Raw genomic sequence first — 13,789 nt, 5'->3', positions numbered from 1 at the left:
CGCCCGAAATGATGCTCCAAACAACACGTAGACGCCGCGTCTCGACGTCCTGTACCCACCCACCTCATCATCAACATGAGCCGAATGATCCTCCACGTCGCGGGCGTTCGCGGTTATGTCGTTTGCGCGCAGACCCTGCGCAGGCACCACTCTAAACATCGCGCAAACAGCGCCAGACAGAAGGCCCGCACATGACCCGCACCGTGATCGAGTCGAAGACCAAAACCGCCATCATCGGCTTTGACCAGCCGTTCTGCGTGATCGGCGAGCGGATCAACCCCACGGGCCGCAAGATCCTGAACGAAGAGCTGGAGCGCGGCGATTTCTCCCGCGTCGAAACCGACGCGCTGGCGCAGGTCGCCGCCGGAGCCAACGTGCTTGATATCAACTCGGGCGCGGTGTTTTCCAACAAGATGGCCGAAGACCCGCGCTATGCCGACAACAACTTCGTCGAGCCGGATTTGATGAAGCAACTGGTCGAGCGTGTGCAGGCCGTCACCGATTGCCCGCTCTGCATCGACTCGTCCGTGCCCGGTGCGCTGGAAAACGGCCTCGCCGCTGCCGAAGGCCGCCCGCTCCTGAACTCGGTCACCGGTGAAGAAGAGCGGCTGGAAATGGTCCTGCCGCTGGTCGCGAAATACAACGTGCCGGTCGTGGCGATCTCGAACGACGACACCGGGATCAGCGAAGACCCCGACGTGCGGTTTGCCGTGGCGAAGAAGATCGTCGAACGCGCCGCCGATTTCGGCATCCCCGCGCACGACATCGTGGTCGACCCGCTGGTCATGCCCATCGGCGCGATGGGCACCGCCGGCCTTCAGGTCTTCACCCTCGTCCGCCGGTTGCGCGAGGAACTGGGCGTGAACACCACCTGCGGCGCGTCCAACATCTCGTTCGGCCTGCCCAACCGCCACGGCATCAACAACGCCTTCCTGCCCATGGCGATCACCGCCGGCATGACGTCGGCCATCATGAACCCCGTCGCCCTGCCCGTCGGCCCCAAGAAACTGGCCGAGGCGAAAGAGAAAGTCGCCGCCGCGGGCATCGTCCTGCCCGACGGCATGGATGACGAGGCGTTCTGCCAGATGTTCAACCTCGGCTCCACCAAGCCCCGCGCAGGCAAGGAGATGGAGGCCATCCGCGCCGCCAACTTCCTGACCAACAACGACGAAGGCGGCGGCGCGTGGATCGCGTTCAACAAGCCCGCGGGTGAAGCTGGCGAGGGCCGTGGCCGCCGGGGTGGAGGCCGCCGCCGCCGCGCCTAGGGCCAGCTGCGCTGATCGCGCGGCAGATCGCCGCCGGGATCGTGGACGCGCACGCTGCCTTCGGTGAGGTTCGTGGGAAACAGAACGAGGTTCAGGCCGCCCGGCGCGATCTGCGACGGGAAGAGGATGCCCATCACGCCGTCCTCCACCGCGCGGTCACCGATCTCCCAGCTTCGGGGCGTCTTGCCTTCGATCCGATGGATGTAGCGCCAGTCGTCATCCCAGCCGGTGGGCGCATCGTCCTCTCGCATGTCGTGGACAAGCCGGACATCGACAAGATAGGTCACCGCCAGCAGCGGCCGCGACAACAGCGCCCCCTGCTGGGCCTCCTTGAACGCGGTCTCGATCTCCTGTGACAGGTAGAGCGCCGGGACGCCGGGACGGTTGAACCGTCCACCCAGCGACGCAGCCCCCGCCCCGCTCAACGGATCATAGGACCAGCGCGGGGTCAGGCAGCGGTAGAAGATGGCATCCGGCCCAAGACGGGCCAGCGTCACCCGTTCGCTCCGTTCTCCAGATCCTCGATGAACTGCATCACCGCGCGCGCATGACCCGCCGCCACCAGTTCCAGCGCGGTCTGGTTGCGATAGGCCGCGATGGGTTCGTTCCGGAACCAATATGCCGCCCGGTCCGGATCACCGCACAATTCGGTCGCGCGCATGATGATCCGCACGACCTCCTGCAGCTTGCCCTGCACGGTGTCCGATCCGGGGTTGCGCAGCGTGTTGCGGTGCAGGCCAAGCGCCTTCGACAGCCCCGATTTCGACATGCCCAGCACCTCGGCCAGGCGGTCGGGAGAAATATAGGGCGTGCGCGGCTCCTGCAGCGAGGCCATGAACCGCGCCACGCCGGATTGCGTCACCGCATCGGGATGCAACATCGTGTCAACGGGCATGTTCCGGCTCCTTCATAGCGTTATGCACACAAATATGCACATGATTGCGCACAATTTCAAGCCCCCTCCCTGCACAACGCCTGGCACAGGCAATGCACCCCGCCACCGCCAAGGGTGAACATCGACATATCCGGCTCGAACACCTCGAACCCCAAGGCACGCATCTTGCCATTCAACTCGTCCGCGCCCTTCATCGACAGAACCTTGCCGTCCCCTAAAGCCACAAGGTTCACGCCAAGGTTCTTCGCCTCGCGGTAGGGCACGTCAACGAAATCGAACCCCCAGCCGCGCAGATGGTCAACGAGCCAAGGCTCCATCGCGTCCACACAGGCCACCAGCAGCTTCTCGGCCAAGGGCACGACCAGCCCGTCCATATGCACGAACTCGCGCGAGATCGGGGCCGTCAGCGCGTCCCACCCCTCGTCGCGCACGAATTGCGCAACCTGCTCCGATCCCTCCTTCTCGGACCGCTCCCCGCAATATCCGATCAGCACCTTGCCGGGTTCGAGGATCACGAAATCCCCGCCCTCGAAATGCCCCGCCGTGGCGAACTTCCAGATCGGGATGCCCGCCTCTTGGTAGAACTTGATGACCGTCGCGTAATCCGCGCGGCGGCACTTCAATTGCATATGGCAGATCAACGCCCCCCACGGCGTCATGGCCGAGGAATCGCGGGCAAAGAAGTTGCGGTGCAGCGCCTCGTCCGCGTCGAGGTAATGGCACGCCACCCCCGCCTCTTCATAGACCCGCACCATCTCCGCATGCTGCGCCATCGCCAGCTGGTGATCGAACCGCACGCCCGTCCGATCCGCATTGGCCAGCGTCCGCCCGATCAGCGGACCCGCCTCCACCCAGCGATAGAACTCGGGCTTGCCCAGCAGCACGTGGCTCAGCCTGGCATAGTCGTTGTCGATCCCCCACGGGACGGTTGCGGCGTCTTTCATCGGCAGGCTCCCTAGCTGGCGGCAGCCTGTCACATCCCGACCGCGTCGCAAAATGGCGATTGCCGGACATCAGGTATTTTCGAACCAGAGAAGACCTGGACCACCGCCCTGCTTCTCTGGTTTCGAAATACCTCGGAGGTGAACGGGGAAACGCCGTGCGTTTCACCGGAGGGGGCTGGCCCCCTCCTGCACCGTCAGATGTGGATCACGCGGTCATAGGCGTCGAGAACCGACTCGTGCATCATCTCGCTCAGCGTGGGGTGCGGGAAGACCGTGTTCATCAGGTCTTCCTCGGTGGTCTCCAACTGGCGGCCCACGACGTAACCCTGGATCAGTTCGGTCACTTCCGCCCCGATCATGTGCGCGCCCAGCAACTCGCCGGTCTTGGCGTCGAACACCGTCTTGATCATGCCCTCGGCCTCACCCAGCGCGATGGCCTTGCCGTTGCCGATGAAGGGGAAGCGGCCGACCTTGATGTCGTATCCCGCCTCTTTCGCCTGCGCCTCGGTATGGCCGACGGAGGCGACCTGCGGCTGACAATAGGTGCAGCCGGCGATGCTTTCGGGTTTCACGGGATGGGCGTGCTTGCCCGCGATCAGGTCGGCGACCATGACGCCTTCGTGGCTGGCCTTGTGTGCCAGCCACGGCGCGCCCGCGATGTCGCCGATGGCATAGAGCCCGTCGACGCCGGTGCGGCAGAATTCATCGGTGATGACATGGGTCCGGTCGACCTTCACGCCGAGGCCTTCCAGCCCCAGCCCCTCGACATTGCCGACGATGCCCACGGCGCTGATCACCGTGTCGAACTCGTGCTGTTCGACCTTGCCGCCCGCCTCGATATGCGCGGTGACCTTGCCCTTGGCGCGGTCGAGCTTCTTGACCATGGCCTTTTCCATGATCTTCATGCCTTGCTTGGTGAAGCTCTTCTTGGCGAAGGCCGAAATCTCGGCATCCTCGACCGGCAGGATCCGGTCCATGACCTCGACCACCGTCGTTTCGGCGCCGAGCGTGTTGTAGAAGCTGGCAAATTCGATCCCGATCGCGCCCGATCCGATCACCAGCAGCTTCTTGGGCATGCGCGCCGGTTGCAGCGCGTGCTTGTAGGTCCAGACCAGGTCACCATCCGCCTCCAGTCCCGGCAATTCGCGGGCCCGCGCGCCGGTGGCGAGGATGATGTTCTTGGCCATCAGGTCCTCGGTCCCCTTGTCGGTCTTTACAGACACCTTGCCCTGGGCGGGGATCGTCGCCTCTCCCATCACGACGGTGATCTTGTTCTTCTTCATCAGGTGGCTGACGCCCGACGACAGCTGCTTGGCCACGTTGCGGGAGCGTTTAACCACGGCGCCAAGGTCATACCCCACGCCCTCGGCGCTCAGCCCGAATTCCTTGGCGCGGTGCATGAGGTGAAAAATCTCGGACGATCGCAGCATCGCCTTGGTCGGGATGCAGCCCCAGTTGAGGCAGATGCCGCCCATGTGCTCGCGTTCGACGATGGCGACCTTCAGCCCGTTCTGGGCCGCCCGGATCGCGGCCACGTACCCGCCGGGGCCTGCCCCGATCACCACCACGTCGAAGGATTGCTGCGCCATCTCCGCCTCCCATCTGAAACTGGTTTAACGCTAAACCATTTTTCCGGGCACAGCCAGACGGCCGCAAGGCTAGCAGCTATGCAGTGGTCGCAACGCTCGTTCGGCAGGCAGGGTTCCGAGCGGGACCGGTCAGGCGGCGAGTTTTTCCAGCTCGCGCACGATGGCGCCGTAGCCGCCCTCCTTCATGAAGGCGGTCTCGGCCTCGGTCGACGCACGGTCAAGCGCGGCGTTGCGGAACGGGAACCGTCCGAAGCGGCGGATCACCTCGCGATGCGCGCGGGCATGCAGCAGGGTGGAACCCTCGGCATCCATCCGTTCACACACCAGCCGGACGCAATGGTCCTGGTCGCTGAGGTTCTCGGAATGCATCAGCGGCATGTAGAAGAACTGCCGCGCGGGCGGGTCGATCTTGAGGTCCCAGCCATGCCGGATCGCGCTTTTCGCGGCGGCCCGCGCCCAGCGGTCGGCCGAGAAGGCGCGCGCGGTGTCGCGGAACATGTTGCGCGAGAACTGGTCGGTCAGGATGATGTAGGCCAGCGCGCCCGACGGGTAGGTCAGCCAGAAACCGTTCCGCCCGGCCAACGTGTCCTCGAATGTCGAAAGAAAGCGCTGGCGGATGGTCTCGTCCAGCGTGTCCGAAGCGGTGTACCAGTCCTCGGGCGACAGTTCGTCCAGCCAGAAGCCAAGGATTTCGTCCGGTTGCGCCATGATGCTCCTCCGCATGGGCCGCCTTGCGTCACACAAAGGTTAGCAAAAAGTTACGCGAAGACAGGAGGGAATTCTTGTGCCCTTGCGTCACTTTAGGCCCTGCGCGAGTCGTTTCTGCAACGCTTGGCCCGGTCAGTCGCCTTCTTCCTCCTCGGCCGCGGCATCGGCGGCGTATTCCCACGCCGCGTCGACGATCACCGCCGACGACCCCTGCGCGACCGGGGCATAGGCCCCGGTATCGTCCACCGCGGGCGCGGCGCGCTGGGTCATCCGCCACACGCCGTAGGCCATGATCGCGCCCAGCAGCGCGAGGATGAACAGGAAAAAGCCCGACGGTCCGAACATGTCGAGCATCCAGCCCGTGATCAGCGGCCCGGCAATCGCGCCCAACCCGTTGATGAAGATCAACCCGCCCGACGCCGCTGCCATGTCCTCGAGATCGAGGAAGTCGTTGGTGTAGGCCAGCAGCAGGGAATAAAGCGGGTTCGACATGCCGCCAACAAGGAACCCCGAGACAAGCAGCACGGCAAAGTTGCCGCTGAACATCGCGCCCAGCAGCGCGGCAAGCGCGCCCAGCCCGGCGGCACCGATGATCAGCACGCGACGGTCCATCCGGTCCGACAGCCAGCCCAGCGGGTATTGCAGCGCCAGCGCGCCAATGAAGAAGGTCGACACGAAGATCGAGATATGGGCGACGCTCAGCCCCGCCACGGTGCCAAAGACCGCCGACATGCCGAACTGCGCCGCGAAAACCCCGCCCAAGAGGAACATGCCGACGCAACCCAGCGGCGACACGCGGTACAGCGCCGTCAACGGCAGCGGTTTGGTGCTGTCATAGGGGGGTGTCGGGCTGATCGACAGAAGGATCGGCGTGAAGGCCACGGAAACGAGGACCGACGGGACGATGAACAGGATCCATCCGCCCGGATCGCCCAGACCGACAAGCGCCTGTGCGGCGACGATACCCAGCATCTGCACGATCATGTAGGCCGACAGTGTCTGCCCGCGCGTCTCGTTCGACGACGCGTTGTTGAGCCAGCTTTCCGCCGTCACGTAGAGGCCCGAGAAGCAGAACCCGACCAGCACGCGCAGCATCGTCCACGCCCAGGGATCGGTGATCGCGGGGAAGAGGATCAGCGCGGCCGAGACGAGCGAGCCGAGCGCCGCGAAGACCCGCACATGCCCGACCCGGCGGATCATGTCCGGCGCGGCGCGCGATCCGCCGAGGAACCCGGCGAAGTATCCCGCCATCACCACCGACATCTGGAAGGTCGAAAAGCCCTCGATATCGCCGCGCACACCCAGCAGCGTGCCCTGCACGCCGTTGCCGACCATCAGAAGCCCGATGCCCAGAAGCAGCGCCCACAATGACAGGATGATCTTCAGCATGGCGCGCTCCGCTGGCCGGTACCTTGTCCCGCCCTAGGCGAGTCGCCCGCCTGCTGCAATGCAGCAAACGACGCCGGATGTCGGTTTTGCGCGCGCGCGCCGGGGCGGATCAGTCCGCGGCGTCCTCGCGCAGCCGCGTGGTGAAGGCCTTCGAGATATGCTCGCGCAGGGCCGAATAGGCCGCCGCGCCGTCCTTTGCCTCGATCGCGGCGACGATGGCGGAATGCTCTTCCAGCGCCTCGGGTCCCCGCCCTTCGGCGGCAAGCGACGTCGTCGCGATCAGCGCCATCGACCGGTGCACGAGGTCCAGTTGCCCGACGAGGAAGCGGTTGTGCGAGGCCAGGTGGATCTGCTTGTGAAAGCGCCGGTTCGACCGTGACAGCGCCTGCGGGTCGTCGACCAGCGCGCGGTCCTCCTCGACCATGTCGCGCAACAGCCTCACCTCTTCCTCGGTCGCGTGCTGCGCGGCCAGCTTCGCCGCCAGCCCCTCCAGCTCGGCCCGCACGACGTAGAGTTCGGACATCTCGTTATGGTCCAGCGAGGCGACGATCAGGCTCCGCCCGTCCCGCGTCAGCAGCGATTGCGTCTCCAGCCGCTGCAAGGCCTCGCGGATCGGTGTGCGCGAGACGCCGAAGCGGTCCGCGAGATCGCTTTCGACCAGCCGGTCGCCGGGTTTGTAATCCCCGTCGTCGATCGCCTTGAGGATCATCGCGTAGGCGTCTCGTGGCATGGTCACCTGGTCCATCATCTGTCAATCCTTCCTGACACCTTGCCACCCTAGCGGAGGGATGCAAAAGGGATCAAGCGTCGCTGTGTCGCGCCGCGTAGAAGGGGACCCCGCCCATGCCCAAGCCCGATCTGGACCACGTGGAGACATGGGTCTTCGACCTCGACAACACGCTTTATCCGCCGGCGATGCGACTCTTCGACCAGATCGAGCTGCGGATGACCGCCTTCATCGAACGCACGCTGGGAATCGGGACCGAGGCCGCGAACGACCTGCGCCGCGTCTACTGGGACCGCCACGGCACGACGCTGGCGGGGCTGATGGCCGAACATGACGTGGAACCGATGACCTTCCTGCATGACGTGCACGACATCGATTTCTCGGTCCTCGCGCCCGATCCCGACCTTGCCGCGCGCATCACCGCCCTGCCCGGCCGGCGGATCGTCTATACCAACGGCGACGCGCACTATGCCGGCAACGTGCTGGCCGCGCGCGGCCTCGGCGGGGTGTTCGACGCGGTCTATGGCGTCGAACATGCGGGCTTCATGCCCAAACCCGCCCGCGCCGCGTTCGAAACCGTGTTCGCCATGGACGGGCTCGACCCTACCCGCGCCGCGATGTTCGAGGACGAGGCGCGCAATCTCGAAGCGCCGCACGCGATGGGCCTGCGCACGGTCCACGTCGCACCCGACCCGCTGCCGCGCCCCTTCATCCACCACCATACCGACGACCTGTCGGCCTTCCTCGCCGGAGGCAGGTGATGCCCTGCGACCAACCGCCCCGCCCCGGCCCTTGGACCACGGGCCGCCCTGCACCTACATAATGACCATGAGCGACACGACCTGCGATATCCTGATCTCCGGCGGCGGCATCGCCGGGCTGACCGCGGCGCTGCTGTTCGGACAGGCGGGGTTCGACGTGATCTGTGTCGACCCGGTGCCGCCGGTGACCGACGACACGCAGGACGGGGCCGACATGCGCTCGACGGCGTTCCTGCAACCCGCCCGCGACACGCTGGAAGCGGCTGGCCTCTGGGTCAGGCTGGGGGAGAACGCGACGCCCCTGCAGGTCATGCGCCTGATGGACGTGGCGACCGACCCGCCCGTCACCCGCGATTTCGATGCCGCCGACGTGTCCGATGCGCCGTTTGGCTGGAATGTGCCCAACTGGCTGATGCGGCGCGAACTGGTTGCCGCCGTCGCGGAGACCCCCGGCGTGACGTTCCGTCCCGGCACAGGCGTCGCGCGCTTCACGCCCCGCAGCGGCGAGGCGCTGATCGACCTGACCGATGGCGACCGCATCCGCGCCCGGCTCGTGATCGGCGCGGATGGCCGCAACTCGCCCACGCGCAAGGCGGCGGGGATCGGGGCACACACCACCCGGTTCGGCCAGCGCGCGCTTGCCTTCGCCGTGACCCACCCGATCCCGCATGGCAACGTCTCGACCGAAATCCACGACACCGGCGGCCCCTTCACGCTGGTGCCCCTGCCCGACCGGGACGGCGTGCCCGCCTCTGCCGTCGTCTGGATGGATCGCGGGCCCGCCGCGCAAGAGGTCTACAACCTCGATGAACCCGCGTTCAACGCGGCGATGTCGGAACGCTCGCACCACGTGCTCGGGCCGCTCACGCTCGCCACGCGCCGCTCGATCTGGCCGATGATCGCGCAACTGGCCGATCGGCTGGACGGGCCCCGCCTTGCACTGGTGGCCGAGGCCGCGCATGTCGTCCCGCCGATCGGCGCGCAAGGCCTGAACATGTCGCTCGCCGACCTCGTGGCGCTGCGCGATGCCGCCGTCGCCGCGCCCGACACGCTGGGAGAGCCAGAGATGCTGCGCCGCTACCACCGCGCGCGGTACGCCGATATCAGCGCGCGGGTGACCGGGATCACCGCCCTCAACCGCGCCTCGATGGCGGCGTCGCCACTGGCGCGGTCGGCGCGGGCGCGCGCCATGTCGGCGCTTTACGATGTGGCCCCGGTGCGGAGCGGGCTGATGCAACTGGGGCTCGGCACGCGCAAGCTGGGCTGACGCCACTCAGGCGCGCAGCAACAGCCGACGCAGGGCCGCGCCCTGGCTCAATGCCATGCCCGCAAGGATCAGGATCAGCGCCAGCAGCAACGAGGACGGCAGCGGCTCGGACAGGACGATCCAGCCCAGAAGCACCGACCAGACCGGCACGAGGTAGTTGACCAGCGACATGAAGACCGGTCCCGCCGTGCGCACCAGCACCACCCGCAACACGTTGGCAAAGGCCGTGGGCACCAGCCCAAGGTAGATCACCCACCAGAGCGACGCGCCTTGCGGCAACGACGGCGGCCCCTCGACCGCCCAGGCCAGCGGCACCGCCAGTACCGCACCGATCGCCAGAAGCACCCCGGCCAGCGTCACCGGGTCACAGGGCGGCAGCTTCCGCATCATCACCGAACTCAGCGCATAACACCCCGCCGCCGCGAGGCACGCGAGCCGCCCTGCCGGTTCAAGCGCGGCGCCGGTCGTGTCAAAGGCCTGTGCCCCGATCAGGAACACAACGCCCGCGAACCCGATGACAAATCCCAGCGACGTGCGCCAGGTCATGCCCTCGCCCGGTATCATCAGGTGCGCCATGGGCAGCACGAACAGCGCCACCGCCGCCATGCTGACCCCCGCGAACCCCGATGTCACGTATTGCTGCCCCCAGCACAACAGCGCGAACGGCAGGGCCGAGGACAACAGCCCGATCACGAACAACCTGCCCCACGGACGCGCGCCCGGCTCGGTGAAGAGCGGCTTGCCCCGTGCCCAGATGATCGCTCCCATGAGCAAGCTGCCCAGCAGGATGCGGCTGGCCGCCAGCCAGAACGGCGGCACGCCCTCCAGCCCCATCTCCATGGCCAGGAAAGCACCGCCCCATGTCAGGCTCAGCACGCCGACCAGCGCCCAGCTGGTCGCGGTGATCTGCGGCGGATTGGTCGTCATGGGAACCTCGGGATGCGGATGTCGTTGACCCGGTAACATCAGACAACCGGAGAACTCACAATGGATATTCCCTATGTCGTCCCGATTCTGGCACTTCTCACGCTTCTGGGCGTGACCGTCTTGGCGATCCGGTCGCAACAGAAGGTGCAGCACCGCATGGACAGCGACAAGGCCCGCAAATCGACGCTGGCCGCCGACAAGGCATCCGACGGCACACCCGCCGACGCCTGACCCGCTCACGCCCCGCGTGTGTTCGAAATTTAAAATTCTTGTCGGACATCGGGTCACTTGCTACGCTTGGGCCATTGAACCAAGAGTGCATTGCAGCCCATGTCCGACGCCAAAGCCAAGTATAACTTCGTTCGCAAGGTCGACGGTTTCCTGCGCGAGGGGATGTTCCTCGAAGAAGCGCTGAAAGCCGCGCGCGAACCCGATGCCACCACCCCGACGCTCAAATCCTATGTCGAGTGGAAGGAGATGATGGATTATGTCGAGGAGTTGCACGCCGACGGCCTCGTCGGCCTGCGCGTGGCGCTGGTCCGCTTCTTCTCTTCCGGCGTGTTCTTTATCATCCTTGGCGGGATTTTCCTTTATTTCTCGGTCGTTCTGCAGGGCGGCACGCATTCGTCCTTCACCTTCGTCTTCGTCGTGCTCGGCATCGCGATCCTGCTTTACGGCACCGGCACGCAGGGCACCGGCGCGCTGGAAAGCGACACCGCGACGTGGAAGCTGAAAGGCTCGATCGCCGGGGGCGCGGGCGTCCTCGCGCTGCTTGCCGGCTACCTTTTCGTCGAAAAGCACCCCGAGATCCGCAAGGCGTTCGAACCGCAGCGCCAGTACGTCAAGATCGTCACCAACCTCTCCGACCGGACCGCCGGGACCATTAAAGACCTCGACGTGAAGAACCTGTTTCTCGTCGCCAACCAGCACGGCCGCTCGGTCCCCGTCGCGCTGGAGGATGGGCGTTTCGTGCTTTACCTGCCCTATTTCACCCACAAGCGCCCCTGCGAATTCATCGTCGAGGTGATCGCGCACGATACCTCCGACCCGACCGCGCGCCCGCTGCAACAGATGTTCAGCCTGACCCAGCAGGCCACCGGCCGCGTGCAGGTCGAAAACGCGCTGTTCGACACCTGCGAGGCGCAGACCGTCTCGGTTCCCGCGGAGCCGGTGGAGCTTTATGCAAGCGACACCTCGGGCGTCGATTTCAATGAATTCGTCGCCGACATCATCTATACCGAAACCACCGCCGCCGCGCCGGTGGCGGTTGAGGTCAAGGAAACGGCGACCCTTGACCCGGTTCTCGAAGCGGACAAGCTGGCGCCATCACAATTCCAGGGTTTGCCGCATGTTGCATTCGACTGACCTCTTGCGCGCCATTGCCCGGATCGGCGCCGCCATCGCGACCTGCCTCGCCCTGCCCGGCGCGGCGCTGGCCAAGGATCCCGATACAAGGGATTTCTGCGGCGAACTCCGCGCCATCGCCGGTGTCGGACGGGTGATCCCCGAGGCGCTGAGCCTCGACTACCAGCGGTCGCTGCCCTGCATCACCTCCGCCCTACCGGAATTCGCCGACCGCCTGAACTCGCGCGAATTCGCGGGCAAATCGCCGTGGCTGCGCGAATACCTGTCGCTGACGGATACCGCGGCCGAAATCCTGCAGACCTACGGCGCGCCCGCGGTGCGGGTTTTCCGCGAACATGACAGCCTCGCCGTCATCGACGCGCTGGCCGCCGGGGCGCGGCACACCGAACGCGGCGTGCGGATCAATTCGGCGGTCATCCTGTCGAACGTGATCGACAACACCTCCACCTGCGTCGTGCTCGACCACCTCGCCGCGCCGGTGCGTGAAAGCGAGGTCGACAATCCCGATATCGTGGGCCGCTCGAACCTGATCGGCACAACGCTGTCGGTGGCGCTTTGGGCGCACCGCGACAATGCGCTCGCCCTGAAACAGACGCTCGACCGGATCAGGGAGCGGATCAGCGGCCTGCCGGACGCCGTCCAGAACAACCTCGTGAAGACGAAGGGACGGATCGAGGCAGTCGAAGCCCGCCTTGATGCGGCGCGCAACGGCGAGGGGCTGATCTCACCCGATCATGGCAAGGCCTTCATCGACGTGCCCCTGCCCGAAGAGATGCGCGCGGCCTGCGCCGCGCACACGTATCGTTACTGGTTGACCGACAACCCCTATATCCCGGTCACCCAGTAGCCGGGAGCGGGCCTGCATGGCCCGCCCCCGCTTTTTCGCGGATCAGTTGCGATCCTTGTCGACCATCTTGCCGGCCGAGATCCACGGCATCATGCCGCGCAGGGTCTCGCCCACGGCTTCGATCTGGTGCGCGTCGTTGTTGCGGCGGATCGCCTTGAACGACGGCTGGCCGACGGCGCACTCCGCCATCCAGTCGCGCACGAACCGGCCTTGCTGGATGTCTTCCAGAACCGCCTTCATGCGCGCCTTGGTCTCGTCGTAAGGCAGGATGCGCGGACCGCTGACATATTCGCCGTACTCCGCCGTGTTCGAGATCGAGTAGTTCATGTTCGCGATGCCGCCTTCATAGATCAGGTCGACGATCAGCTTCACCTCGTGCAGGCACTCGAAATAGGCCATCTCGGGCGCGTAACCCGCCTCGACCAGCGTTTCGAACCCCATGCGGATCAGCTCCACGAGGCCGCCGCACAGGACCGCCTGTTCGCCGAAGAGATCGGTTTCGCACTCTTCCTTGAAGTCCGTCTCGATGATGCCCGAACGCCCGCCGCCGATGGCCGAGCAGTAGCTGAGACCGATTTCGAGCGCGCGGCCCGAAGCGTCGTTGTCCACGGCCACGAGGCAGGGCACGCCGCCGCCCTTGACGTATTCGCCGCGCACGGTGTGGCCGGGGCCCTTGGGCGCCATCATCAGCACGTCCACCTCTTTCGGCGCCTCGATCAGGCCGAAATGCACGTTCAGGCCGTGGGCAAAGGCAATCGCCGCGCCGGGCTTGATGTTGTCCTTGACGTACTTGTTCCAGGTGTCGGCCTGCAATTCGTCGGGCATCGTGAACATCATCAGGTCACACCACGCCGCCGCGTCCGCGATCGACATCACCTCCAGCCCCTCGCCTTGCGCCTTGGCCGCTGAAGGCGACCCTTCGCGCAGGGCCACGGCCACGTTCTTGGCGCCGGAATCGCGCAGGTTGAGGGCATGGGCATGGCCCTGGCTGCCATAGCCGAGGATCGCCACCTTCATGTCCTTGATCAGGTTCACATCGCAATCGCGGTCGTAATAAACGCGCATCGTATCTCTCCATCATGTTCGACTGAGGTGCGTTATACGG

The 13,789-nt window shown here is 65.8% G+C and carries 15 protein-coding genes; 6 read left to right on the top strand and 9 right to left on the bottom strand.

Features of this window, described 5'->3' with window-relative positions; genetic code table 11:
- The first annotated feature begins 191 nt into the window (after positions 1–191).
- On the top strand, positions 192–1,265 hold the full coding sequence (locus ATO11_RS02695; RefSeq protein ID WP_050529255.1) for a methyltetrahydrofolate cobalamin methyltransferase: 1,074 nt from the start codon (positions 192–194) through the stop codon (positions 1,263–1,265).
- On the opposite strand, the gene ATO11_RS02690 is transcribed toward ATO11_RS02695, so the two are convergent.
- The 7 genes from ATO11_RS02690 to ATO11_RS02660 form a co-directional block, all read right to left on the bottom strand.
- On the bottom strand, positions 1,262–1,762 hold the full coding sequence (locus ATO11_RS02690; protein ID WP_050529254.1) for an RES family NAD+ phosphorylase: 501 nt from the start codon (positions 1,760–1,762) through the stop codon (positions 1,262–1,264). The two genes, ATO11_RS02695 and ATO11_RS02690, sit on opposite strands and share 4 nt — an antisense overlap.
- Positions 1,759–2,160 (bottom strand): MbcA/ParS/Xre antitoxin family protein, encoded by a 402-nt coding sequence (locus ATO11_RS02685; protein WP_207382929.1) that lies wholly within the window; start codon positions 2,158–2,160, stop codon positions 1,759–1,761. The genes ATO11_RS02690 and ATO11_RS02685 overlap by 4 nt, the downstream gene beginning before the upstream one ends.
- Positions 2,161–2,216: 56 nt before the next feature.
- Complete coding sequence (locus ATO11_RS02680) at positions 2,217–3,104, bottom strand: dimethylarginine dimethylaminohydrolase family protein (protein WP_050529253.1); 888 nt, start codon at positions 3,102–3,104, stop codon at positions 2,217–2,219.
- A 194-nt stretch (positions 3,105–3,298) separates the two neighbouring features.
- Positions 3,299–4,693 carry a dihydrolipoyl dehydrogenase gene (gene lpdA / locus ATO11_RS02675; RefSeq protein WP_050529252.1) on the bottom strand — a complete coding sequence of 465 codons (1,395 nt, stop codon included), beginning with the start codon at positions 4,691–4,693 and terminating at the stop codon, positions 3,299–3,301.
- A gap of 129 nt (positions 4,694–4,822) precedes the next feature.
- On the bottom strand, positions 4,823–5,401 hold the full coding sequence (locus tag ATO11_RS02670; RefSeq protein ID WP_050529251.1) for a DUF924 family protein: 579 nt from the start codon (positions 5,399–5,401) through the stop codon (positions 4,823–4,825).
- 132 nt (positions 5,402–5,533) lie between these two features.
- The gene (locus ATO11_RS02665) at positions 5,534–6,790 is read right to left on the bottom strand and encodes an MFS transporter (RefSeq protein WP_050529250.1); all 1,257 of its coding nucleotides are present in this window, start codon (positions 6,788–6,790) and stop codon (positions 5,534–5,536) included.
- Positions 6,791–6,899: 109 nt separating this feature from the next.
- Positions 6,900–7,538: a GntR family transcriptional regulator gene (locus ATO11_RS02660; protein ID WP_050529249.1), complete on the bottom strand. Its 639-nt coding sequence runs from the start codon at positions 7,536–7,538 to the stop codon at positions 6,900–6,902.
- Between the two features lie 95 nt (positions 7,539–7,633).
- Between ATO11_RS02660 and ATO11_RS02655 the strand changes: the two genes are divergently transcribed.
- Positions 7,634–8,278, top strand: coding sequence for a pyrimidine 5'-nucleotidase (locus tag ATO11_RS02655; RefSeq protein WP_050529248.1), 645 nt, complete (start codon positions 7,634–7,636; stop codon positions 8,276–8,278).
- Between the two features lie 67 nt (positions 8,279–8,345).
- Positions 8,346–9,545, top strand: coding sequence for an FAD-dependent monooxygenase (locus ATO11_RS02650; RefSeq protein WP_050529431.1), 1,200 nt, complete (start codon positions 8,346–8,348; stop codon positions 9,543–9,545).
- 6 nt (positions 9,546–9,551) lie between these two features.
- Here ATO11_RS02650 and ATO11_RS02645 read toward each other — a convergent pair whose 3' ends face one another.
- Positions 9,552–10,472 carry a DMT family transporter gene (locus ATO11_RS02645; RefSeq protein ID WP_050529247.1) on the bottom strand — a complete coding sequence of 307 codons (921 nt, stop codon included), beginning with the start codon at positions 10,470–10,472 and terminating at the stop codon, positions 9,552–9,554.
- A 60-nt stretch (positions 10,473–10,532) separates the two neighbouring features.
- Here ATO11_RS02645 and ATO11_RS22025 point away from each other — a divergent pair, with 60 nt between their 5' ends.
- The 3 genes from ATO11_RS22025 (at position 10,533) to ATO11_RS02635 (ending at position 12,684) form a co-directional block, all read left to right on the top strand.
- A complete protein-coding gene (locus ATO11_RS22025) occupies positions 10,533–10,703 on the top strand; it encodes a hypothetical protein (protein WP_165586919.1) in 171 nt (56 codons plus the stop codon).
- A gap of 99 nt (positions 10,704–10,802) precedes the next feature.
- Positions 10,803–11,837: a hypothetical protein gene (locus ATO11_RS02640; protein ID WP_050529246.1), complete on the top strand. Its 1,035-nt coding sequence runs from the start codon at positions 10,803–10,805 to the stop codon at positions 11,835–11,837.
- Complete coding sequence (locus ATO11_RS02635) at positions 11,821–12,684, top strand: hypothetical protein (RefSeq protein WP_134643052.1); 864 nt, start codon at positions 11,821–11,823, stop codon at positions 12,682–12,684. Before ATO11_RS02640 ends, ATO11_RS02635 begins: the two co-directional genes overlap by 17 nt.
- 42 nt (positions 12,685–12,726) lie before the next feature.
- Here ATO11_RS02635 and ilvC read toward each other — a convergent pair whose 3' ends face one another.
- On the bottom strand, positions 12,727–13,749 hold the full coding sequence (gene ilvC / locus ATO11_RS02630) for a ketol-acid reductoisomerase (protein WP_050529244.1): 1,023 nt from the start codon (positions 13,747–13,749) through the stop codon (positions 12,727–12,729).
- Positions 13,750–13,789: the final 40 nt, after the last annotated feature.

Source organism: Pseudaestuariivita atlantica, assembly GCF_001205715.1.
Classification (GTDB): Bacteria; Pseudomonadota; Alphaproteobacteria; order Rhodobacterales; family Rhodobacteraceae; genus Pseudaestuariivita; species Pseudaestuariivita atlantica.
Note: the sequence above shows the minus strand (reverse complement) of the source record. Positions and strands in the feature narration are given on the sequence as shown.